The 23,826-nt window shown below is 71.8% G+C and carries 16 protein-coding genes; 12 read left to right on the top strand and 4 right to left on the bottom strand.

Annotated elements, in window-relative coordinates; genetic code table 11:
- Window positions 1–437: 437 nt before the first annotated feature.
- From ACWDYJ_RS14550 to ACWDYJ_RS14530, 5 genes are all read left to right on the top strand, one after another.
- Entirely contained in the window at window positions 438–2,681 is a 2,244-nt protein-coding gene (locus tag ACWDYJ_RS14550; RefSeq protein WP_451565863.1) for an MMPL family transporter, read from the top strand.
- Window positions 2,678–7,351 (top strand): type I polyketide synthase, encoded by a 4,674-nt coding sequence (locus ACWDYJ_RS14545; protein ID WP_451565862.1) that lies wholly within the window; start codon window positions 2,678–2,680, stop codon window positions 7,349–7,351. Before ACWDYJ_RS14550 ends, ACWDYJ_RS14545 begins: the two co-directional genes overlap by 4 nt.
- Before the next feature lie 11 nt (window positions 7,352–7,362).
- Window positions 7,363–8,022 carry a 4'-phosphopantetheinyl transferase family protein gene (locus ACWDYJ_RS14540; protein ID WP_451565861.1) on the top strand — a complete coding sequence of 220 codons (660 nt, stop codon included), beginning with the start codon at window positions 7,363–7,365 and terminating at the stop codon, window positions 8,020–8,022.
- Window positions 8,023–8,130: 108 nt separating this feature from the next.
- On the top strand, window positions 8,131–10,566 hold the full coding sequence (locus ACWDYJ_RS14535) for a SpoIIE family protein phosphatase (RefSeq protein ID WP_451565860.1): 2,436 nt from the start codon (window positions 8,131–8,133) through the stop codon (window positions 10,564–10,566).
- Window positions 10,567–10,736: 170 nt separating this feature from the next.
- Window positions 10,737–10,967: a response regulator transcription factor gene (locus ACWDYJ_RS14530; protein ID WP_451565859.1), complete on the top strand. Its 231-nt coding sequence runs from the start codon at window positions 10,737–10,739 to the stop codon at window positions 10,965–10,967.
- 5 nt (window positions 10,968–10,972) lie between these two features.
- Here the strand turns inward: ACWDYJ_RS14530 and ACWDYJ_RS14525 are convergent, their stop codons facing one another.
- On the bottom strand, window positions 10,973–11,992 hold the full coding sequence (locus tag ACWDYJ_RS14525; RefSeq protein WP_451565858.1) for a serine/threonine-protein kinase: 1,020 nt from the start codon (window positions 11,990–11,992) through the stop codon (window positions 10,973–10,975).
- A gap of 134 nt (window positions 11,993–12,126) precedes the next feature.
- Entirely contained in the window at window positions 12,127–14,754 is a 2,628-nt protein-coding gene (locus ACWDYJ_RS14520) for a SpoIIE family protein phosphatase (RefSeq protein WP_451565857.1), read from the bottom strand.
- Between the two features lie 243 nt (window positions 14,755–14,997).
- Here ACWDYJ_RS14520 and ACWDYJ_RS14515 point away from each other — a divergent pair, with 243 nt between their 5' ends.
- The 7 genes from ACWDYJ_RS14515 to ACWDYJ_RS14485 all read left to right on the top strand — a co-directional run bounded on the left by ACWDYJ_RS14515 (window position 14,998) and on the right by ACWDYJ_RS14485 (window position 21,478).
- Window positions 14,998–15,135: a hypothetical protein gene (locus ACWDYJ_RS14515; RefSeq protein ID WP_451565856.1), complete on the top strand. Its 138-nt coding sequence runs from the start codon at window positions 14,998–15,000 to the stop codon at window positions 15,133–15,135.
- Between the two features lie 246 nt (window positions 15,136–15,381).
- The gene (locus ACWDYJ_RS14510) at window positions 15,382–16,947 is read left to right on the top strand and encodes a UDP-N-acetylmuramoyl-L-alanyl-D-glutamate--2,6-diaminopimelate ligase (protein WP_451565855.1); all 1,566 of its coding nucleotides are present in this window, start codon (window positions 15,382–15,384) and stop codon (window positions 16,945–16,947) included.
- A gap of 203 nt (window positions 16,948–17,150) precedes the next feature.
- Window positions 17,151–18,698 (top strand): sensor histidine kinase, encoded by a 1,548-nt coding sequence (locus tag ACWDYJ_RS14505; protein ID WP_451565854.1) that lies wholly within the window; start codon window positions 17,151–17,153, stop codon window positions 18,696–18,698.
- A 6-nt stretch (window positions 18,699–18,704) separates the two neighbouring features.
- Entirely contained in the window at window positions 18,705–19,109 is a 405-nt protein-coding gene (locus ACWDYJ_RS14500) for a roadblock/LC7 domain-containing protein (RefSeq protein ID WP_451565853.1), read from the top strand.
- Entirely contained in the window at window positions 19,106–19,465 is a 360-nt protein-coding gene (locus ACWDYJ_RS14495; RefSeq protein ID WP_451565852.1) for a DUF742 domain-containing protein, read from the top strand. The genes ACWDYJ_RS14500 and ACWDYJ_RS14495 overlap by 4 nt, the downstream gene beginning before the upstream one ends.
- Window positions 19,446–20,066 carry a GTP-binding protein gene (locus ACWDYJ_RS14490; RefSeq protein ID WP_451565851.1) on the top strand — a complete coding sequence of 207 codons (621 nt, stop codon included), beginning with the start codon at window positions 19,446–19,448 and terminating at the stop codon, window positions 20,064–20,066. Before ACWDYJ_RS14495 ends, ACWDYJ_RS14490 begins: the two co-directional genes overlap by 20 nt.
- The gene (locus ACWDYJ_RS14485) at window positions 20,063–21,478 is read left to right on the top strand and encodes a cytochrome P450 (RefSeq protein WP_451565850.1); all 1,416 of its coding nucleotides are present in this window, start codon (window positions 20,063–20,065) and stop codon (window positions 21,476–21,478) included. Before ACWDYJ_RS14490 ends, ACWDYJ_RS14485 begins: the two co-directional genes overlap by 4 nt.
- 61 nt (window positions 21,479–21,539) lie before the next feature.
- On the opposite strand, the gene ACWDYJ_RS14480 is transcribed toward ACWDYJ_RS14485, so the two are convergent.
- Entirely contained in the window at window positions 21,540–22,637 is a 1,098-nt protein-coding gene (locus tag ACWDYJ_RS14480; protein WP_451565849.1) for a terpene synthase family protein, read from the bottom strand.
- 3 nt (window positions 22,638–22,640) lie between these two features.
- Window positions 22,641–23,423: an SAM-dependent methyltransferase gene (locus ACWDYJ_RS14475; RefSeq protein ID WP_451565848.1), complete on the bottom strand. Its 783-nt coding sequence runs from the start codon at window positions 23,421–23,423 to the stop codon at window positions 22,641–22,643.
- Window positions 23,424–23,826: the final 403 nt, after the last annotated feature.

Here is a 23,826-nt window from a genome sequence, read left to right as displayed (position 1 = left end):
CACCCACCAGCGCCACGGAAGCTCCGGCCAGCATGATACGACGGGTCCAAAAACGCTCAGCCATGAGAATTCTCCATTCGATGTCAAAAAAGGGTTTGTAAACCGCCCCGCGGAACAGGCCGGGAAACAATTATTTCGGCCTCGTATTCTCCGGGGTTCCCCGGTGAGGACGTGCTTCAAATAAACCCTGCGAGAGGACGCACGTCACGCCACTCGAATACGTGGCTTGACGTCGAAAACCGATCTTGGTAAAAGCTGCCCACCCTGCGGGGTGACGGCCCAGCACTGCCGCATCGGCTCCTGTCAAGTGACGAATAGCCGGGACTACGGTCTCGCCCCTCCTTCGAACACGGTGGCAATCAACCGTCCTGCGCAAGAGCAGGAGAGAAGCGCCATCCTGATCGGAGACCCCGATGTCCCGTCGTGCAGGCGGCTTTGTGACCCGTCGTCCCCGACTCGTCCTCCTCGCCGCGCTTGTGTTCCTCCTGCTGTCCGTCGTGTTCGGTGCGGACGCGACCGGCCGGCTGAAGACGCAGGGATACGACGATCCGCGATCCGAGTCCAGCCGTGCCGCCCACGCGGCGGCCGAGCGCTCGGGGGCGTCCCCCAACCTGGTCGTCGTCGCACAGGCCCGCAGCGGTTCCGTCGACGGCCCGGCAGCCCGGAGCGCGGGTGAGGGCCTGACCAGGCGCCTCGCCGCCGAGCCGCACGTGAGCGCCGTGACCTCGTACTGGACCGGCGACGCGGCGGAGCTGCGCAGCCGGGACGGCCACGCGGCCATGCTCGTCGCGCACGTGGAGGGCGAGGGGGAACAGCTCGGAGCCCGGGTCAAGCAGCTGAGCGAGGAGCTGACCACTGCGACCGGTTCCCAGACGGCCCTGACCGTGAATGTGGGAGGAACGGCGCTCATCGACGCCGAACTCCAGGACGTCTCGGAGTCCGACCTGAAGCGGGCCGAGTCCGTCGTCCTGCCGGGAACACTGATCCTGCTGATCCTGGTGTTCGGCAGTGTGGTGGCCGCGGCTCTGCCGCTGTTGATCGGAGTTCTGGCCATCGCCGGGACGCTGCTGGTCCTGAGCGTTCTCGGCAGTGTCACCGACGTGTCCGTGTTCGCGCTGAACCTCACCACGGCGCTCGGACTGGGGCTGGGCATCGACTACGGGCTGCTGATCGTCTCGCGGTTCCGTGAGGAGCTCGCCGACGGACACAGTCCGCGCGACGCCGCCATGCGGACCGTGCGCACCGCGGGCCACACCATCGTCTTCAGTGCCGGAACGGTCTCCGCCGCGCTCGCGACGCTGCTGGTGTTCCCGCCGTACTTCCTGCGCTCCTTCGCCTACGCGGGCATCGCCGTGGTGGCGATCGCGGCCGTGAGCGCCGTGACCGTACTGCCGGCTCTGCTCACACTGCTCGGAAAGCGGGTGAACGCCTGGCCCGTGCCGGGGCGCCGCCGGGTCCACGCCGGCTCCCCGTCACGCCTCTGGGAGGGGCTGGCGCGGATCGTCGTACGCCGCCCGCTGCTCGCGGCGCTGCCGGTGATCGGCCTGCTGGTGATGCTCGCCGGGCCGTTCGCGCACGCCGGTTTCGCCACCCCCGACGACCGGGCGCTGCCGGTGAGCGCGTCCAGCCGTCAGACCGGGGACCTGGTGCGCGGCGCGTTCGACATGAAGGGCTCCAGCTCGCTCACGGTCGTCATGACCGGTAAGGCGTCCCCGCCGGCGCAGGAGGACTACGCCCGCCGACTGTCCGCGCTCCCGCGGGTCGCCCAGGTCGTGGGGCCCGACGGCAGCTTCCGGCACGGCGAGAGGGCAGCGGTCTCCGGCTCTGCCGGATCCATGGCGGGGCCCGTCGGCGAGGGCCCGGCCCGGCTCTCCGTGGTGCCGCTGGTCGACCCGCAGTCCCGCGCGGCCCAGCAGCTCGTGCACGACATCCGCGCGACTCCCGCTCCGGCGGGCACCGACGTCCTCGTCGGCGGACCGAGCGCGGTACTGGTCGACGCGAAGGCCACGGTGGGAGACCGGATCCCGCTGGCGCTCTCCATGATCACCCTGACCACGTTCGTGCTGCTGCTCGGCTTCACGCGCAGCCTGCTCCTGCCGCTGAAGGCCATCGCGCTGAACGCCCTGAGCCTCGCGGCCGTCCTGGGAGCCATGGTGTGGATCTTCCAGATGGGCCACCTGCGCCACCTGCTCGATTTCACGCCCGGACCACTCAGTACGACCATGCCGGTGCTGCTGTTCTGCATCGTCTTCGGGCTCTCGGTGGACTACGAGGTGTTCGTCCTCGCGCGCATCAAGGAGGCGCACGACGCCGGGCAGGACAACGCCGACTCGATCGTCTCGGGCATCGCCCGCACGGGCGGCATCGTCACGACCGCCGGCGCCCTGCTCGCGTTCACCCTCCTGAGCTTCGGCACCTCCCAGGTCTCCCTCCTGCAGTTCTTCGGGATCGGCGCAGGCCTCGGTGTTCTCCTCGACGCCACGCTCGTGCGGGGCGTCCTCGTACCGGCGCTCATGCGCCTGGCGGGCGGCCTGAACTGGTGGGCACCGCGGCCGCTGAGGCGCCGCACCGCCGTCCGTACGCCGCCCCCACGCGCGCCTGACCCGCAGAGCGCACACCCCGTCCCCGCGGCCCTGGTCGCTGTCCGCCCAGGGCACTACGACAAGGAAGACCCCTCATGACCGACATCGCCATCACCGGACTCGGCTGCCGCTTTCCCGGCGCCCCCGACATCCACGCCTACTGGAAGCTCCTGATGAGCGGGGAACGGCAGTTCTCCGCCGTCCCGGCGGAGCGCTGGAACCACGAGACCTTCCACGAACCCGGCAACCGGTCGGCCCCCCATGCCGCGTACACCGACCAGGTCGCCTTCCTGGACGACGTGGACCGCTTCGACGCCCTGCACTACGGGGTACCGCCCGCCCGCGCCCGGGCCATGGACCCGCAGCACCGGCTGACTCTCGACGTCGCCCGCGAGGCCCTCGACGACGCGGGGCTGGGCCGCGGCGACTTCGACCGGGAGAACACCGGGGTCTTCCTCGGAATGTCGGTGTCCGACTACAAGGACCTCATGACGGCCCCCCTCCGGGCCATCGCCCTGGCTGACCAGTCACAGGCGGCAGACCACCGCGGCGGCCCCGACCCCGTCAGGGAGCAGGCGGGACGGCTCGGCGCCCTCCATGCCTTCGCGCTGCCCGGGAGCCTGCTCAACATGGCGTCCGGCACCGTCAGCCGGCAGTTCGACCTCGGCGGCCCCAGCTTCGCCGTCGACGCCGCCTGCTCCGGCTCCCTGGTCGCCCTCGACCAGGCGATGGCCCACTTGCGCCAAGGCACCTGCCGGATCGCCGTCGTCGGCGGCGTGTACCTCAACCTCACCCCCGACAGCCTGGTCGGCTTCTCCAGGCTCCGCGCGCTGTCCGCCACCGGGGTGTGCCGCCCGTTCGACGAGGGGGCCGACGGCTTCGTCCTGGGCGAAGGCGCCGGCGCCGTCGTCATACGGCCGCTTTCCGACGCGCTCGCCGATGGGGACCGCGTCTACGCAGTGATCAAGGGCATCGGCTCGGCCAACGACGGCGCGTCTCCCGGACCGCTCGCTCCCACCGCCGAAGGACAGCTGCGCGCCATGCGCCGGGCCTATGACGACGCGGGGGTTCCCCCTTCTTCCGTCGGCTTTCTCGAGGCCCACGGCACCGGCACCGCCGTCGGCGACCGTGCCGAGGCGGAGGCCCTGCGCCGGCTGCGCACCGAGTACCCCGACGATGACCCCGCTCTGTGCTACCTCGCCTCGGGCAAGGCCCTCATCGGGCACTCCCTGTCCGCGGCGGGCATCGCGGGACTGATCAAGACGGCCCTGGTCGTCCACCACCGCACGATCGTGCCGCAGCCGGAGACCACCCCCCATCCGGACCTGGGCCTCTCCGCCGCCGGCCTGCGCTTCGCCTCCACCGTGCGGCCCTGGCCGAGCGCGGGCACCCCGCGGCGTGCCGCCGTCAGCTCGTTCGGTTTCGGCGGCACGAACGTCCATGTGGTTCTGGAGGAGCAGCCCGCCCCGGCCCTCGGCCGCCTCTCGGTACGCACCGAAGGCACCGGATCTCAGCTCGTCCTGCTCTCGGCCGGCAACCGTGAGCTGCTGAACCGGCACATCGACGACGTACTCGACGCGGTGGAGCGCGCACCCCGCGCGCCGATCGCGGCACTGGCCCACACCCTGGGCGCGCGTCAGCCGCTGACGGCCCGGCTCGCGATCGTGGCCGCCGACACGGAGGAATTCGCCCAGCGGCTGCGCCACGCCCGTCGGCAGCTGGCCGACGGCGCCCGGGGCGATCTCGGCGACGGCACCGGGGGCGACCTCGGCGACGGGGCCTTCGCCGCCGATGCTCCCCTGCCGGCCGCGCAGCGCCGCATCGCCTTCGTCTTCCCCGGTCAGGGCAGTCAGCGGCCGGGCATGATGCGGGACCTCTACGAGAGGTTCACCGGCTTCCGGGCAGCCGTCGACGCCCTCAGCGCCGTGGCCCGACGCGACACCGGCTTCGACGTCGCGGATCTGCTGTACGGCGAGGCCGCGACCAGCCGCGGTGACGTCGAGGAGCTCAGGCAGCGGCTCACCTCCACCGAGGTGTGCCAGCCCGTGCTCGGTACGGTCCAGATGGCCGCCACGCGTCTCCTCGCCGACTGCGGCATCGCTCCCGACCTCGCCCTCGGCCACAGCGTCGGAGAGTTCGCCGCGGCCGCGGCGGCCGGAGCGCTCACCGACGAGGCCACCGTCCGGCTGCTGGTCCGCCGGGGCGCGGCCCTCCGGCAGGCCGAGACCGGCCTGCGGGGCGGGATGCTCGCCGTACAGAGCGACACGGAGACCTGCCGCCGGCTCGTCGACGGCATCGACGACGTGTGGCCGGCCTGCTTCAACCAGCCGCAGCAGGTCGTGGTCAGCGGCACGCCGCGAGGGCTCGCCGTCATGCGGCAGGCCTGCGCGGAGGCGGGGATCGTCACGGTGGCGCTGGAGGTGTCCAACGCCTTCCACTCGCCACTGCTGGCCTCCGCCCGGGAGACCATCCGCGCGGATCTCGCCGACCACCCCATCGGCAGCCCCGTCCTGCCGTTCGTCTCGACCGTGAACGCGGCGCTCTGCACCGACCCCGACGAACTGCGCGAGCTGTGGGCCCGTCACGCGTCCACGCCGGTCCACTTCAGCGATGCCGTCCGCACCGCCTACGACCAGGGGGCCCGCGTCTTCCTCCAGGTGACCGGCGGCAGCTCGCTCCTCACTTCGGTCCGCCGCAGCCTCGCCGGCCACGGCGACGTTCACGTCGTCCCCGCCGAAGGGGTGGCGCCGGACGGCGGACGCGGCTTCGCTCTGGCCCTCGCCCGGCTCGCGGTCCTGGGCGCCCCGGTCGACCCGCGCGCCCTGGTTCCCCAGGAGGACCGCCGTCTGCTGGACCTGCCGGTGGCGAGGCTCGACACCCAGTCCTACTGGGTGCCGGGCCCCGCGAAGAAGCACACCTCCGCCACCTCCCTGCCGCCCCGGCCCGCACAGCCCGAGGAGACCCCGATGAACGACCCGATGAACGAACTGATCCAGCTGGCCCAGCAGCAGGTGACGCTGCTCGCCCGCCTCACCGAGGCGCTCCCCGCACAGCACCCCGCCGCACGGATCACCGCCCCGCCGACGGCCCCGGCCGCACCCGCACCCGCCGCCCCGGCCATGCCCGCCCCCGTCGCCGCCGACCCGCCCGCTTCTCGCGTGCCGGCCGACGAGGAGCCTTCACCGACCGGGGGCATCGACGAGATCACCGATTCCGTACGCGCGCATGTAGCCCGGATCAGCGCGTTCCCGGTGGGTCATCTGCGCGACGACCAGCTGCTGATCGACGATCTCGGTTTCGACTCGCTGATGCTGACCGACCTGTTCACCTCCCTCAAGCGGCAGTGGCCGCTGTGGACGTTCGACGAAAAGGCTGCTGACCGGCCGACCGTCGGGGGCATCGCGGCAATGATCGCGAGCGGCTCCGCGGAGACCGCACCGGCAGCCGTCCCCGGACAACGCGCCGGCCGCGGCGACGAAGCCCCACCGCCGCCGCCCGCCGACCCGCCCACGGTCGCACCGTCCGCCGACCCGCCCACCCCGCTGCCCGAACAGCACACGCGGATCGAGTGCTTCCCGGAGGTCACCGCCCACGGCGAGCGCGTCGCCACGCTCTCGCGGATGGGGCTGCCCAATCCGTACTTCCTCGTCCACGAAGGCGGCATGACGGACACGACCGTCGTCGACGGCCGGGAACTCCTCTCGTTCTCCAGCTACAACTACCTGGGGATGGCGACGCACCCTCGGGTGAACGAGGCGGCCAAGGCCGCGATCGAGCGCTACGGCACGTCGGTGTCGGCCAGCCGGCTGCTGTCCGGCAACCGTCCGCTCCACCTGGAACTCGAGACGGAACTCGCCGACCTGCTCGGATGCGAAGACGCGATCACTCTGGCCAACGGGCATGCCACCAACGTGACCGTGATCGGGCACCTCGTCGGACCGGGGGACCTCGTCATCCACGACTCCCTCGCCCACGACAGCATCCTGCAGGGGTGCAAGCTCTCCGGCGCGACCCGGCGGCCGTTCCCCCACAACGACGCGACCGCCCTGGACGCCATCCTCGGGCAGGTCCGCCACCAGTACCGGCGGGTGCTCGTCGTCATCGAGGGCGTGTACAGCATGGACGGCGACATCGCCGACCTGCCCGCCCTCGTCGAGGTCAAGCGCCGCCACGGCGCGCTGCTGATGATCGACGAGGCGCACAGCATCGGAACGATCGGCGCGACGGGGCGCGGCATCGGCGAGTACTGCGGCATCGACCGCTCAGCCGTCGACCTGTGGTCGGGCACGCTGTCCAAGGCACTGGCGAGCTGCGGTGGCTACGTCGCCGGGAACCGCGCGGTCGTCGAATACCTGCGCTACACCGTTCCGGGCTTCGTCTACAGCGCCGGCATGACCCCGGCCGACACCGCCGCGTCCCTGACCGCCCTGCGACTGCTGCGCGGCGAGCCGCAGCGCGTGGCGCGCCTCGCGGAGAACGCCGCGCTGTTCGTCCGCCTGGCGCGCGATGCGGGCATCGACGTCGGGGACAGTCACGACACTCCGATCGTCCCGTGCATCGTCGGGGACTCGCCGCAGACCCTGCGCCTCGCGGAGGCCCTGTTCCGGAAGGGCATCAGTGTCAACCCCATCCTCTACCCGGCCGTACCCGAGGAGATGGCCCGGCTGCGCTTCTTCCTCACCTGTGAGCACACCTGCGACCAGATCCGCCACACCGTGACCGCGCTGGAGCACGAGCTGCGGCACCTGGACGCGGCCCGCGCCGCCTGACCCGCGACGCCATGCACACCGCCTTCCCATCGATCGCGCCGGGCCGCATCCACCGATGGGGCGGGGCCCGCCTCCTCGTGGCCCGGCGCCCCGACCTCTCCGGGGCACCGCTCCTCTCACCGGCCGAACAGCGCGTGGTCCACGCGCTGCCGGCCTGGCGGCAGGCCGAGTGGGTGGCCGGCCGGCTGCTCGCCAAGCGCCTGGTCAGCGAAGCCGTCGCCGCGCCGGCGGACGACGTGGAGATCCTCCCGCGTGACGACGGCAGCCCCTACGTCGTCGTCGGCGGCAGCCCGATGCCCGCCGTGAACGTCTCCATCAGCCACACAGCCCGCCACGTCGCGGCAGCCCTCGCACCGCAACCGGTCGGAGTGGACCTGTGCGAGACCGTCTCGGCCCCCGTGGTACGCCGTGTCGCGGAGCACATCCTCTCTCCCGAGGAGCTCTCCCTCATCGGTACGGACCGGCCCGAGGCCATGGCCGGCGCCTGGGCGCTGAAGGAAGCCGCGGTCAAGGCCGGCCGCAGCGGTATCTTCGGCGACGCCGCCCGCCGCATCGTGATCCTCGGCCTCCGGCCGCCGGTACTCGGCGGACGGCGCCGCGCGATGGTGTGGCAGACGGGAGGTGCGGTCCTCGCCCTGGTCCTCGCGCACCCCTCGGGTCCGGCCGGCTGAGCCCCCTCCCCGTGGCGGCACTGCGTTGGTGCTCCTTGTCCTGCCGGATCATGCTTGTCAGAGGAACCCCTGGCCGTGCAGGACCTAGCGAGGGCGAGATGAGCGGCGATGGAGCAACTTCCCACCTCTCCTGGTGAGCGGCCGCAGGAGACGAGCGCCTCCTCCCATGAGCCGGCGTACACGGCCACGGCCACCATCAGCGAGCAGGGCATCGTGACCGAGTGGAGTGAGGATGCCCATCGGCTGCTCGGCTACGTGCCCTCCGAGGTCGTGGGGATGCCCGCTGTACGCCTGCTCGCCGACGGCGCCGGCGATTCGGTGCGGGCGCTCCCGCGCGGGCAGGAGCGGTGGAGCGGCACGGTGGCGCTGCGGCACCGGGACGGCCACCGGATGGAACTGGGACTGCTCGCGCACCGCTGGACGTCCAGCGGCGGGATCACCAAGTGGTTCGTGGTGTCCGCCGTGGCGGGCGAGCCCCGCACGGCCTGGGACGGACCGCTGGGTGAATGGGTGTTCACCCAGTCCCCCTGCTTCCTGGCGATCTTCGATGCGGACCTGCGGCTGGTGCGGGCGAATGCCGGCGTGGAGCGCGTGCTGTCCCTCACGGAGGCCGAGATGCGCGGGCTGCGTCTGCCGGAGATCGCACCGGATCCCGTGAGCGACGAGACCGAGCGCAGGATGCGCCTGGCGTTGGAGACCGGTGAGGCGCAGTACGTGGATGCCTTCGTCCGCCCCCCGGGTGCGAGCACGGAACTCGGCTGGGCGACCTCGCTGGCCCCCTTGCGGGACGCGGACGGCCGGGTGCGCGCCGTGTGCCTGGCCGCGCACGAGAGAAGCAAGACCGAGGGTGACCGGCAGCAGCTGCTCCTGCCGGACGTCGCCGGTGCCCGCATCGGCACCACCACGGACAGCACGCGCACCGCGCAGGAGCTGGCCGATGTCGCCGTTCCCCGGTTCGCCGACTTGGCGGTCGTCGACCTGCTCGAGCCTGCCCCGCGCGGCGACGAGCCGTCCTCGGGCCCACTGGCCGGGCCGGTCACCGTGCGTCGTAGCGCTGTGCGGTCGGTCCTCGAAGGAAGCCCGGAGTCCCCGGTCGCGGTGGGGGAGACGACCGTCTATCCGCCGCTGTCACCTCACGCCGAGTGTCTGGCCGCGGACCGTAGCGCCGTGTACGTGACAACCGACCCGACCGTCGCCCGCTGGATGACCGAGGACCCCGGGGCCGCCTGGATCAGCGCGTACGGTGCCCATTCGATGATGATGGTGCCGCTGCGTGCCGGCGGTATCACGCTGGGCTTGGCCGTCTTCAGCCGTCACCAGCGCCGGGAGCCCTTCCAGCCGGAGGACCTGTGGCTGGCCGAGGAGCTCACGACCAGAGCGGCCGTCAGCATCCACAACACCCGCCGACACGCCCGCGAGCACACCAGCACCATGACGCTGCAGCGCAGCCTGCTCCCGCAGACGCTGCCCGATCAGACGGCTCTCGAGATCGCCGCCCGCTACCTGCCCGCCGGTTCGGAGGCCGGCGTGGGCGGCGACTGGTTCGACGTGATCCCGCTGTCCGGCGCACGGGTGGCCCTGGTCGTGGGCGATGTCGTCGGCCATGGCATGCGCGCCGCCGCCACCATGGGCCGACTGCGCACCGCGGTACGTACCCTGGCCGACGTCGACCTGCCGCCCGACGAGCTGCTCACCCACCTCGACGACCTCATCATCCACCTGTCCGCCGACGAGACCGACCGGGAAGCCGTGGGGGAAGCCGCCGGGGGCATCGGCACCACCTGCTTGTACGTGGTCTACGACCCGGTCACCCGCCGCTGCACCGTCGCGCGGGCCGGCCACCCCCCGCCCGCCGTGGTCTCCCCGGAAGGCTCCGTGTACCTGCTCGAGGTCCCGGCCGGCCCGCCGCTCGGCCTGGGGGGCCTGCCCTTCGAGACCGTCGAGGTCGAGCTTCCCGAGGGCAGCATCCTCGCCCTGTACACCGATGGTCTGCTGCAAGCCCGCGACCACGACATCGACGAGGCCCTGGACAACATGTTCGCGGCCCTCGCCCGTCCCGCTGCCGCCCTGGACACGGTCTGCGACCGCATCCTGACAGCCCTGTTGGCCCACCCTCCCGATGACGACGTCGCCCTGCTCGTCGCCCGGACCCGGGCCCTCCATGCCGACCGGGTCGTCGTCTGGGACCTGCCCTCCGACCCCTCCGTCGTCGCCCATGCCCGTCGCAAGACCACCGACCAGCTGGCGGCCTGGGGGCTCGAGGAGGCCTCCTTCGTCAGCGAGCTCCTGGTCAGCGAATTGGTCACCAATGCCATCCGCTACGGCCAGCCGCCCATCCAGCTACGGCTGATTCACGAGAGCACCACCCTGATCTGCGAGGTCTCCGACGCGAGCAGTACCGCCCCGCACATGCGGCGCGCCCGCATCTTCGACGAGGGAGGGCGGGGCCTGCTGCTGATCGCCCAGCTTGCCCAGCGCTGGGGCACCCGGCACGCCCCCGTCGGCAAGACCATCTGGGCCGAGCAGTCCCTCGTCGAGTACTGAGGACGCCGAGCACGGTTCCCCGTGACACGCCTGTGACAGTCGGCGGACACGTTCATGAAATCGCGCGGACAAGCTTTTCAGCAGGGACAAACACCGACATTCAGGTATATGTCCCCTGCTTCCGAGGGCGTGAGCACTGATGACCGAGCCGATTCGTCGGAGGGAATCCCATGAGCCTCACACTCACCATGCCGTACGCCGAAGCCCCCGCACCCGCACTGGCCCCGCGTGAGCAGGAGGCACTGCGACACATCGCCGCAGGGCGCACCTACCTGCAGACGGCCCGGCACATGGGGCTCTCCAAGCACACGGTCGACGCCTATCTGCGCCGCATCCGGGCCAAGCTGGGCATCAACAGCACGGCGGAACTGACCCGACTGGCCATCTCCATGGGGCTGTGACGCCTCTACGGACCGCCGGGCGGGCCGCCGAAGACCGGCTGGGCCCAGTCCGGAGGCTCCGGTGGCGGCGCGGGGTTCTCCGAAACCCCGCGAGGCTGGGGATCCACCGGGGACGGCGGATCGGCGCGCTTGCCGACGCCGCCGCCGGTGGCCGCGCGTAGGGCCGCCACGAATTCCAGGCACGAGCCGTAACGGTCCTCGGGGGCCTTCGCCAGGGCCTTCGCCAGGACCTCGTCGGCGGCGGGCGCGATCCCGGGCCGCCTCTCGCTCAGAGGAGGCGGCTGGTCGTACTGGTGGGCCCACAGCAGCCGCGCCACGTCCTCGTCGGGATCGAAGGGCGGCCCGCCGGCGAGGGATTCGTAGACGACACAGGCGAGGCTGTAGAGATCGCATCTGCCGTCCACCGGCCGGCCGGAAATCTGTTCCGGCGCCATGTAGTCGAGCGTGCCGACGAACTCGCCCGCAGCGGTGAACCCGGTGAGCGACAGCGACTTCTTCGTCAGTCCGAAGTCCGTGAGATAGACGTGTTCGGGGTGGTCGCTGTCGGTGCCCTCGGCGACCAGGATGTTGCCGGGCTTGACGTCCCGGTGCACCAGATCGTGCTCATGGGCCGCGTCGAGTGCGGATGCCACCTGAGCGGCGATGCGCAGGGCGGTCGCGACGGGGAGCGGGCCCTCCCGGTCCAGCAGGGCCCGCAGGTCCGGACCGGCGACGTAACGCATGGCGATGTACAGGACGCCGTCGATCTCACCGGCTTCGAAGATGGGCACGATGTGCGGGTGGTCGATCTTCGCGGCCACCCGCGATTCGTGGGTGAAGCGGCGTCGGAAGGTGTCGTCGCGGGCGCGCTCCGGGGCGATCAGCTTGAGCGCGACCGTGCGGTCCAGGCGCAGGTCCTTCGCACAGTAGACGACGGCCATGCCACCGCGGCCGATCATGCGCTCGACCCGGTAGCCGGCGATCTGCTTCCCGATCAGGCCGGAGGCCCGGCCCGTGTACTGGCTCAGGTTCGATGCCGTGCCCATCAGCCGTCCCCGCGGTGCCCGTGGGCGAAGGTGCCGATCATGCCGACCCCGTCCTCGCTGGCGCGTCGCCCAACGGACGACATCGCTCGACTTGAAAGTCTATCCAGTGATCCACACGAGTGCCCGTTTTGGGCTCAGAGGGGTTCCGCGTCCAGGAAGGCGGCGAGGTCGGGTTCGGGGCGGCCCGGGGAACCGGGCAGTTCCAGTTCGGCCCAGATGACCTTGCCTTCACGTGTGTACCGGGTGCCCCAGCGCTCGCTGAGCTGCGCCACCAGGAACAGTCCACGCCCTCCCTCGTCCGTGGTGGCGGCGTACCGCAGGTGCGGGGCGGTGCTGCTGCTGTCCCACACCTCACACGTCAAAGTGCGGTCGTACAGCAGCCGTACCCGCACCGGCGCGCTGCCGTGCCGCATGGCGTTCGTGACCAGCTCGCTGAGGATCAGTTCCGTGGCGAAGTCGAGTTCCGGCAGGCCCCACTCGTCGAGTTTCTTCGCCGCGACGTTCCGCGTGGCGCCGACCGCGCTCGGCTCGAACGGCACGTCCCACTGCACGACGCGGTTGCGGTCGAGGGTCCGCGTCCGCGCGATGAGCAGCGCCACGTCGTCCGTCGGCCGGGCCGGCAGCAGGATGTCGAGCACGGCCCGGCAGCTCTCGTGCGGGTCCCGGTCGGGATGGCTCAGCGCCGCGCGCAGCAGTTCCAGCCCCTCGCCGATGTCCCGGGTCCGCTCCTCGACCAACCCATCCGTGTACAGGACGAGCTGGCTGCCTTCCGGCAGGTACAGCTCCGCGTTCTCGAAGGGCATGCCCCCCAGCCCCAGCGGGGGGCCGGCCGGCAGCTCCAGGATCTCCGTGGTGCCGTCGGGAGCGACCACCAGGGGCGGAAGATGCCCCGCCCGCGCCACCGTGCAGTGCTGGGACACCGGGTCATAGACGGCATAGATGCAGGTCGCGCCCAGTACGCCGCCGTCCGCCTCGTCCCCGTCCCGGTCGTGGTCGATGCGCTGCACGAGGTCGTCCAGACGGGCCAGGATTTCGCCGGGGGGCAGGTCGAGGGAGGTGAAGTTGTGCACCGCCGTGCGCAGCCGGCCCATGGTCGCCGCGGCGTGCAGGCCGTGCCCGACGACATCCCCGACGACCAGCGCGACCCGGCTGCCCGGCAACGGGATCACGTCGAACCAGTCCCCGCCCACCCCGGACTGCGCGGGCAGGTAGAAGTGCGCTACGTCCACGGCGCTCTGCTCGGGCAGGGCGCGCGGCAGCAGGCTGCGCTGGAGCGTCTCGGCGAGGGCGTGTTCGCGGGTGTAGCGGCGTGCGTTGTCCATGCTGACCGCCGCCCGGGCGACGAGTTCCTCGGCCAGCGACAGGTCGTCCTCGTCGAAGGGCTCCGGCTTCTGCGACCGCCAGAAGTTAACCACCCCGAGTACGACACCCCGGGCCTTGAGCGGGGCCGCGATGAGCGAGTGGATGCCGTAGTCGAGGATGGCCCGAGCGCGCGGCGGGTCCTGGGCGTGCCATCCCGACGCGTCGGCCAGGTGCGGCACCAGCTCCGCTTCACCAGTGCCGTAACCCCGCGCCTGAGGGGTGGACGGCAGGAAGTCGATCAGCCGGCCGCGGGGGTAGAGGGGGTGGTCGGAGCGGATGCCGCTGACCGCCGTGCGCCGCATGTCGGCGCCCGGGCCGGGCTCGTCGCCGACGAGTACCGGATCCGCCAGGTCGACCGTGGCGAAGTCCGCGAACCGGGGGACCACGACGGCGGCGAGTTCCTCCGCCGTCCGTACGACGTCGAGGGTGGTGCCGATCTCGCCTCCCGCGTCGTACAGCAGCTTGAGTCGTCTGCGGGCCGCCTCCGCCCGGCTGCTCAGGATCCGCATCTCGGTGGAGTCGCGGATGGTGACCGCCGTGCCCTCCCGCCGGCCCCGCGGGTGGGTGGGCCGCTGGTTGACCACGAGCAGCCGGTCTCCGGCCTCGATCACCTCGTCGGTGGCCTCCCGGCCGGACAGCAGCAGGTCCGCCATCCGGCGGTCCAGGCCCGGTACGTCGCCGATGTGCCGTCCCTCGGCATCCGCGGGCAGCCCGAGCAGCCGTTCGGCCTCGTCGTTCGCCAGCAGCAGCCGCCCTTCACCGTCGGTGATCAGCACCCCTTCGCGGACGGCGTGGAGCACCGCGTCGTGGTGCTCGTACATGCGGGTCATCTCCTGCGTGCCGAGCCCGTGGGTCTGACGGCGCAGCCGCCGGCTGATCAGCGCCGTGCCCGCGGTGGCCAGGGCCAGGCCGGTCCCGATGGCCACGAGGATGACCGGAAGCTGGCGGTCGACGACACCGGTCACGTTCTCCACCGTCAGGCCCGCCGACACGAGTGCGACGACCCGGCCGTCGGCCGAGGTGACCGGCACCACCGCCTGGATCTCCTTGCCGAGCGGACCCCGGACACTCTCGATGTGGACCCGCCCCGCGAGCGAGGGCTCGATCGTGCCGACGAACCGTTCTCCGATGCGGTCCGGCTGGGGATGGCTGTACCGGATGCCGTTGGTGTCCATCACCACGATGAAGTCGACTCCGGCGGCCTTGCGCGTCTTCTCGGCGAGGGGTTGCAGGATGGCGGACGGATCGGACGTCCGCAGCGTTTCCCGCAGACCGAGGGAGTGGGCGAAGGTCTCGGCGACGGCCACCGACCGGTTGCGTGCCTCCCGGTCGGTGTCGTGCTGCGACTGGAGCACCAGGGCCAGCAGAGCGCCGGCGGCGAGCAACACCACGATCGCCACCTGAAGGACGAATACCTGTCCGGCGACGCTTCTGAACCTGCTGCCTAGGGGTGACCGCACCGACGGGCCCGGCACGGGTGGCGAGGAGTGGTCACGAACCCAGTTGTAGCACTTCCGGGCGTCCATGGCTCCGGATACGCGCACTACGCTTCCCGGACGGAGGCTGGGCCTCGCCGGTTCGGGGCGGCCGGGGGCGGCGTCGATGTGGGCGGCGGGGCGGCAAAACGGCCATACACTCCGTTCATGGGTCGCACGAGTTCGACGAGGCAGTGCCTGCAGAAGGCCGCCTCCGAACTGCGCCCGGCCGTTGTCGATCCGGCCACCGCGGCTGACGTCGAGCCGCCCCGGACCCGCCGTATCGCGCTGCACGGTCACGGCTAGCTCTCCCCCGGCGCGCCGCTCCTCCACGCCGCGCGCCGGGCCCCTCCCCGGGCTGAGCCGCCTCGTCCGGCTCTCGCCGGGCGGTCTCCGTCCGCGCTCCGCATCACCGCATCACCGCATCACCGCAGCACCACAGCACCACAGCACCACAGCACCACAGCACCACAGCAGCATCCCGGCACTCCGCCGGCGCTGCCGCCTGGCTACGGCCGCACGACCGGGCCGGGCCACCTCGAAGGGATCATTGTGAAGCTGAGCGAGTTGCTGGCCGGCCAGGAGCACCACGTACTCCAGGGTGACCCGAGCAGGACCGTGATCACCGCGGGGACGACCTTCGACGTGGACCGGGTGACGCCGGGTTCCCTGTTCATCGCCGTGCCCGGACACCGGGAGGGCGGGCCCGGGTCCGTATCGCCCGCGCTCGCCCGCGGAGCCGCCGCCGTACTCGTCGACGGGAGTCAGCCGGCGCTTCCGGCGCTGGTGTGGCCGCCGGGCGTGTGTGCCGTGCGGGTGCCGGACACCCGCAGGGCTGCCGCGATCGTGGCCTCCCGCTACTTCGGCGAGCCGGGGCGGCAGATGGACATGGTGGCGATCACCGGCACCAACGGCAAGACCTCGGTCTCGTACATGGTCGAGTCCGCCCTGCGGATCTCCGAGGGCGCGAAGGTCGGAGTCATCGGGACGGCCGGCAGCCGGATCGGCGACGAGCTGATCCCCATGCCGCGGTCGGTGCTCACGACGCCGGAGTCGCCGGACCTCCAGTACCTGCTGGGATGCATGCGCGACCGCGGGACCGGCAGCGTGGTGCTGGAGGCCACCTCCATGGGACTGCTGACACACCGGGTGGACCGTACGTTCATCGACGTCGGGGTGTTCACCAATCTGACGCAGGATCACCTGGACGACCACGGAACGATGGCGAACTACCGGGACGCCAAGCTCCGCCTCTTCCAGGGCCTGTGCCGGCGCGCGGTGGTCAATGCCGACGACCCGGTGGGCGCCGGGATCGTGGCGATGATGCCGGGCGCGGTGACCACGTACGCCCTTGACGTGCCGGCGGACTACCGGGCGACCGACCTCACCGTGACCGCCTCCGGCACGCGGTTCACCCTCCACCACGGCGGGCGCACGTATCCGGCGTCGATCCCGGTCCCGGGCCGGTTCTCGGTGGCCAACGCGCTCGCCACCCTGGCCGCCTGCCACGTCCTGGGACACGATCTGGGCGCGCTCGTCGCCGCGCTCGACCGGATGCCGCCCGTTCCCGGCCGGTTCGAACGCTTCGAGGCCCCGGGTGGCACCTCCGTGATCGTGGACTACGCCCATTCCCCGGACTCCCTGAACAAGGTCCTGACCACCATCCGCGGCTACGCGCGCGGCCGGGTGATCACCGTCTTCGGCTGCGGCGGCGACCGCGACACCACGAAGCGGGCCGACATGGGCAGGATCGCCGGGACCCACTCCGACCTGTGCGTCCTCACCTCGGACAACCCTCGCAACGAGGACCCGCAGGCCATCCTGGACCAGATCGCCCCGGGCCTCGTCGAGACCGGCACGCCGTTCGAGCGGCTCGCCGACCGCCGCGAGGCGATCGCCTTCGCCCTGTCCGCGGCGGGCCCCGAGGACATCGTCCTGATCGCCGGCAAGGGCAGCGAGCCGCACCAGATCGTCGGCGAGGAGCTGCTCCCCTTCAGCGACATGGCCACCGTGCGGGAACTCGCCCTGGAACAGGCGTCCGCCCGGTCCCACACCGTCCGGTCCCGCGCCGTCCGGTCCCACACCGCCGCCGCGCCCGCCGCCGCGATCGGTTCGTAGCGGCGAGCCGCCGCGGCCCTCGCCGGCCGCGGCGGCCGACCCGGATCCCACTACCGCATATCGAGCGCCTGTACGCCTGGAAGGCGTGATCCGTCCCTCGGTCCGATGAACCCCAACGAAAGTGCCGACTCTACGAGTTGGCCGCCATTATGCTCCCGGCCACCGGTCATAAGATCCCCTCTTTCGATGGTTCGAGGAACTTGATGGCGCAAGAGAACTTTCCACCCAAAGCCTCCCGCCGGGAGACGGGAATAAACTGGCTCCTGCCCGCGATCGCGGCGCTCGCCGCTGTTTGCCTGGTCGCAGGCCTGGCTTCCCCCTCGGAGCAGGCCCGCGTCCTCGCGGTCGCCGTCGGGGCCGCCTGCACCGCCGCGGCCCTCGCCGAGGCGATGCGGCGCGGCCGGGCTGTGGCGGCCCGGCAGAACCAGGTCGCCGCTCTCCACTACGCCCTGTCCCGGCAGGAAGTCGAGACCGTACGTCTTTCCGAGGTGGTGCTGACCGAGGCCATCGAACGCCTGCGCAAGGGCGAGTTGCCCGAAGAGGTGCTGACCTCCCTGGGAGGGCGCGGCGGACACGGCAACCGATGGGGCAACGACCCGGCCCTGACACCGCAGTTCAGGGCTGCTCTGCAGAGCGTGCTGGCCCGCGTCGTCGACGCGGTCGACGCCGAGGAGAACCTGCGTGACTCGGCGCAGCGGGCGTTCGTGAACATCGCCCGCCGCGTTCAGGCGATCGTCCATCAGCAGGCGCAGGAAATGCGCGAGATGGAAGACCGCCACGGACACAATCCGGACGTGTTCGGCGACCTGCTGCGCCTGGACCACGGCACCGCCCTGGTGGGGCGGCTCGCCGACTCGATCTCGGTGCTGGGCGGGGCCCGCCCCGGCCGCCAGTGGAGCAGGGCCGTCACCCTGTACAGCGTCCTGCGCGGCGCGATGTCGAGGATCATCGACTACCAGCGGGTGGAACTCCACTCGGTCTCCGAGGTCGCCGTCATCGGCCCCGTGGTCGAGCCGCTGATCCACGCACTGGCCGAGCTGCTGGACAACGCCACCCGCTACTCGCCGCCGCACACCCGCGTCCACCTGACGGCCGTCGAGGTGCAGTCGGGCATCGCCGTGGAGATCGAGGACGGCGGGGTGAACATGAGCGAGGAGGCCCGCAAACGGGCCGAGCAGATGCTCGCCCGGGCCCAGTCCGGCATCGACCTCAACGACCTGGGCGAGACACCGAGGCTCGGCCTCGCGGTGGTCGGCCGCCTGGCGCAGTCGTACGGGTTCCAGGTCTCCCTGCGCTCCTCCGCGTACGGCGGGGTCCGGGCGGTGGTCATCGTCCCCCAGGAGCTGATCACCACCAGCTCGGCCGCGAGCGCACTCGCCCACGGCATCGGCGCCTCCTCGGGTCCGAGGGCCGTGGCCCCCTCTCCGCGCCAGCACCCCGTGGACCACTTGTCGGTCCGCCCGTCCGTGCCCGCGCCGGCGTCGGAGCCCGGATCCGGGCCGGGGTCCGGGTCCTTCGTCGGGGACGACGACGTACGGGTCACCGAACGCACCGCCACCGGTCTGCCGCAGCGGCGCCGGAAGGACCGTGCCACCACCCCCGACGCCCCGCCCGCCGCCGCGCCGCAGACCGCGGGGGCCGCGGCCCCCGGCCTGTGGCTGGAGGCCTTCCACAGCGGCCTGTCCGGCACGTCCGGCCAGGACGGCCAGGGCGGCGAGGACGCGTCGGGCTCAGCGACCAAGGGGACTTAAGCAGTGATGACTCAGCGAAGCAGCATGGACTGGATGCTCAAGGATCTGGCCGCCGGAGTGCCGCAGACGCGGCACGTGATCGTACTGTCCGCGGACGGGCTGTGCGTGGCGCAGTTCGGAGCCGAGACCGACACCGCCGACCGCCTGGCGGCGGCCTGTGCGGGCCTGCAGAGCCTGGCCGGAGCGGTGGCCGCGGAACTGCCCCACTCCGAGGGCCGGATGCGCCTGGTCGTGATCGAGATGGACGGCGGGTTCTTCTACCTCATGGCCGCGGGCGACGGCTCCTACTTGGCGGTCCTCGCCGACGAGGGCGTGGACGCGGGCCTGATGGGCGCCCAGATGCGCGCCCTGGTCACCCGGATGGGAGAGCACCTGAGCAGCCCGCCCCGACATGACGGGCAGCCCGCGTGACCGAGCCGCCCGCAAGCTGGGAGGACAACAGCCCCGAGCGGCTCTACGTGATCACCGGCGGACGCAGCGGACCGTCCACGACCACCCGTCTCGATCTCGTGACCCTGGTCGTGGCCAAGGCGGCCGCCCGGCCCGAGATGCAGCCCGAGCACGCCGCGATCCTGCGGATGTGCCAGGCACCGCTGTCGGTGGCCGAGATCGCCGCGTACGCCGGTCTGCCCGTGAGCGCGGTGACCGTCCTGGTGGGAGACCTGCTGGCCGCGAAACGCGTGCACGTGCGCCCGCCCGTCCCCGCCGCCCAGCTTCCCGACCTTGCTCTGATCGAGGCAGTGATCGATGGATTACAAAAGCTCTGACCCGCCCGCCGGGCCACGCAGCGAGGACATACTCCCGCAGTCGGCGGCGGCCGCCGTCAAAGTCGTCGTCGTCGGCGGCTTCGGTGTCGGCAAGACGACGATGGTCGGCGCGGTCAGCGAGATCAGGCCGCTGACGACCGAGGAGACCATGACCAAGGCGGGCGTCGGCGTCGACGACATCAGCGGCGTGGCGCGCAAGACGACCACGACCGTGGCCATGGACTTCGGCCGCATCACCCTCAACGACGAACTCGTGCTGTACCTCTTCGGCACGCCAGGCCAGGAGCGCTTCTGGTTCCTGTGGCGCGGGCTGTTCGAGGGCGCGCTCGGCGCGGTCGTGCTCCTCGACACCCGCAGGCTCGAAATCAGCTTCGACGTCATCGGAAGGCTCGAAGAACGGGGCGTGCCCTTCGTCGTGGCCGTCAACTCCTTCCCCGGCGCGCCCGCGCATCCCGTCGAAGAGCTGCGCCAGGCCCTCGACCTGCCCCCCGCGGTCCCGATCCTCGTCTGCGACGCCAGGAGACGGGACTCGTCCCGCGACGTCCTGCTGACCCTCATGCGCTACCTGCACTCCCAGGCAGCAACCCCGGAGGCAATGTGAGCACCAACCCGACCCCGCCGCCCGAGTGCCCGGCCCACGCTCCGGGAGCGCTGGGCGGCCTGTACCGGCTCCACGGCCCGGAGGCGGAAGCCGACCCGATGGGCCTGTACGAGAAACTGCGAGCCGAACACGGCCCGGTGGCTCCTGTCCTGGTCAGCGGGGATCTCCCGGCCTGGCTGGTGCTCGGCCACCGGGAGAACCTGGACGTGGCGCGCACCCCTTCGCGGTTCGCCCGCGACCCGCGGGGCTGGCGCGACATGAAGGAGGGCCGGGTACCTCCCGACACCCCGCTGGGCCCGATGGTCTCCTGGGTTCCGGTGTGCAACTTCACGGACGGCCCCGTCCACGAGCGGCTGCGCGGAGCCGTCGTGGAATCACTGCAGCGCTTCGACAAGCGCGGCATCCGCCGCTACGTGACCCGGTTCGCCAACCAGCTCGTCGACCGGATCGCCGCCGACGGGCACGCCGACCTGGTGTCCGCCTTCTCCGATCAGCTCCCCATGCTGGTGATGACGCAGCTCGTCGGAGCGCCCGACGAGCACGGCCCCCGGCTGGTCAACGCGGCCCGTGACATGTTGCAGGGGACCGAGACGGCCCTGGAGAGCGACCGCTACGTCACCGCCACGCTGGAGCAGCTGGTCCGGGAGCGGAAGGCCAAACCCTCCCGCGACCTCGCCTCCTGGCTGCTGGAGCACCCCGCGAGCCTGAGCGACACCGAGGTGCTCATGCACCTGCGGGTCGTCCTGATCGCGGCGTACGAGACCACCGCGAACCTGATCGCCAACACCCTGCGGACCGTGCTGACCGACGGTCGTTTCCGCGCCAGCCTCTCGGGTGGGCACATGACCCTGCCCGACGCGCTGGAACAGGTGCTCTGGGACGACCCGCCGATCAACACGATCATCGGGCGCTGGGCCACCGGCGACACCGTGCTCGGCGGCCGGCAGGTGAAAGCCGGCGACATGCTCCTGCTCGGCCTGGCCGCGGGCAACGTCGACCCGCAGATCCGCCCCGACCCCGCCGTTCCCGTGCGCGGCAACCGCTCGCACCTCGCGTTCAGCAGCGGGCCGCACGAGTGTCCCGGCCAGGACATCGGCCGCGCCATCGCGGACACCGGCATCGAGGTGCTGCTGGACCGCCTGCCCGACCTCCAGCTCGCCGTCGACGCGAGCGAGCTGCGGTGGCGCGGCACCCTCATGTCGCGCCATCTGCTGTCGCTGCCGGTACGGTTCGCCCCCCGCACCCTGGAGGACGCGTACCCGCATCCGGAGCAGCCCTCCGGCCATCCGGCGCACGCGTCGATCCCTCCGCAGCCGGCGGCCGCGCCCGCGCCCGCCCCCTACCCCGCGGCGGCCGTCTCCCGCCGCCGGCCCAGCTGGTGGCGCCGACTGCTCGGCATCGGCGCCCGCTGAGAGGGCGCACCACGCCGCGGTGCCCCGGCCGGCCGGTCCGGGCGGGGCACCGCGGCGTCCCTCAGGTCCGCACCTGCTGCCACCAGCGGGCGAGGGCGGGCAGCGCCGGCGGCCGCGTGTCCGCGTCGCTGGGCACATCGGTGTACCGGACCGCGAACCGGGCCTCGGGAAGCGGCAGTTCGTGGCGGTTGCGCGGGCTGGCGTAGCGCGGTGCCCGGCTCTGCCAGGCGATGCAGCCCGCCACGTAGTGGCCCATCGCCTCCAGATGGCGGGCCAGGGGTTCGTCGGCCCCGGCCGCCAACTGCTCCCGCAGCCTGAGGAACAGGGCCATCACCCGGTCCCGCAGGGCCACCGCGAGCGGAACCGCCTCGGCGGGCGGGCAGCCCTCCTGATGGGCGATGACGTTGACGAGATTGACCTCCCACGGCTCCAGGTGGTCGTCCTTGTCGTACGAGAACAGGTCGTTGTCGGCGCTGACGACGAAGCCCGCCGCGTCGGTCAGGGCCTGCAGGGCGGGCGCGTGGAGAACGTCCGGCGGCAGCCGGATCCCCCGCGCGACGTCGGACCAGGTCAGGGAGAAGCGGGTGCCGTTCGCCAGCGGTCCCATGGCGGCGAAGTCGTTCAGCCCCGGCATGGCCCCGCGCTCGGCCCGGGCCGCCTGCCAGGCCGCCCCGAGCAGCCAGTCCCGCGTCCCCTCGACGAACCGGCGCAGCTCGTAGGGGGTCAGCATGGCGTGGGTGCGGCTCACCAGGTCGGCGAGCGCGCGGGTCATGGGGCCGTCCGGCAGCAGGGCCGCGCCGGGGTTCTCGATGGTCCGCAGCAGCCGTACGCCGTGTTCGGCGACGGCGGCCGTCCGTACGTCGCCGTCCCCCGAGTCCTGCCAGTCGTCGACGGCGTTGGCCCAGTAGTTCCACTCGATGAACAGCAGCAGGGGCTCCACGTCTCCCTGGGGGATGACGCGGCAGGAGAAGTCGGCGCTGTGGGTGGCCAGGCCCCAGGCGCGCTCGACCGGGTCGGGGTAGAGGCCGAAGGCGTCCAGCCACTCGACGGCGCGAGCCTCCAGTTTCTTCGCCTCCGGGTGTACGAGGTCGCGGTCCAGGGGGCAGTAGAACGCGGGCAGTTCCTCACCGATGCGTGAGGGGCGCTTCGTCCCGGTCATCCCTCAGCCCCCGATCCGGAAGCGCAGGAGCCGTGTCTCCATGGCGTGGTCCCGCCAGATCCGGAAGAGCTTGCTGTGCACGATCGTCGACTCCCCGAGCCGCTCTCGTGTCCAGGCCGCCTCCGGGCCGCCCGCCTCCAGACGGTCGAGTTCGGCCGTGTTCCAGGCCATCGACTGCACCCAGAATTCCGCCACCCGGTCGGTGACGTCCTCGTCCTGCTCCAGTTCGAAGCCGGCCGCCTCCGCTTCGGCCAGGTACTCCTCGCGCGTCCCCAGCCGCGTCCGGTAGTAGCCGTCGATGAACTCGCGCCACTCGGGCCGGCGTACGAAGTGCTCCTGGATCCCGAACCACCCGCCGGGCTTCAGCGCCTTGGCAACGACCTCGAAGAGCCGGGTCCGGTCGGTGTAGCCGCTGCTTTCGTTGGCGTAGGCGGCGTCGTACGCGTGGGTCTCGTCCAGGTCGTGCACGTCTCTCAGCACAGGGGTGACGCTCCGGCCGACCCCCGCGCGCTGCGCGAAGTGTTGGATGAGCGGCACGTGTTCCGCCGCGACGGTGAGGCCGGTGACCGAACTGCCGTACTCCTGTGCCCAGTACAGGGAGGTGCCGCCGAGACCGCAGCCGATGTCCAGAACCCGGCGGGGCGGTTTCTCGTACGCGCCCCAGGAGCGGGCCGCGTGTTCGACGATCGCCTCCTGCGCGTCGATGATGCGCTGTTTGAGCGTGTCCTGCGACACAGTGGTGTGCGGATGGGACCCCTCGGCGAACAGTCCTACGTGAAAGTGCACACGCGGGCCCGGACCGTATTTGTGGAGGATGTCCTGCGTCTTGCGGCTGTAATAGAGCCGCACCTGATCGTCGTCGCCCGCACTCACGCTCTGGCCGCCGGCTAAGGACGATACGAAAGGTATAACGCTCATCGGGTGTCCGCCCTTTCGTGGCGTTGGGCTGCCGGGACGCGATGGCGCCGCTCTCGCCGCTCACGGGCCCGACACTCTGTTGAAGCACGGATCATCGTGGCACCTCGCGGGCGCCACGTCAGCCCACCCGGGCAGCACAGGGCGGAACACACAATGAAGAAACGTTTCACGAACGGGGCGCGGGGGGGGCGGACAGAGGGGCGAGCGCCCGCTCGTACGCCCTCTGGTGCGCGGCCCCGGTCCGCTGAACAGAGAACGCCTTGACGGCCGG

The sequence above is a fragment of the Streptomyces sp. NPDC003042 genome, assembly GCF_053591315.1.
Note: the sequence above shows the minus strand (reverse complement) of the source record. Positions and strands in the feature narration are given on the sequence as shown.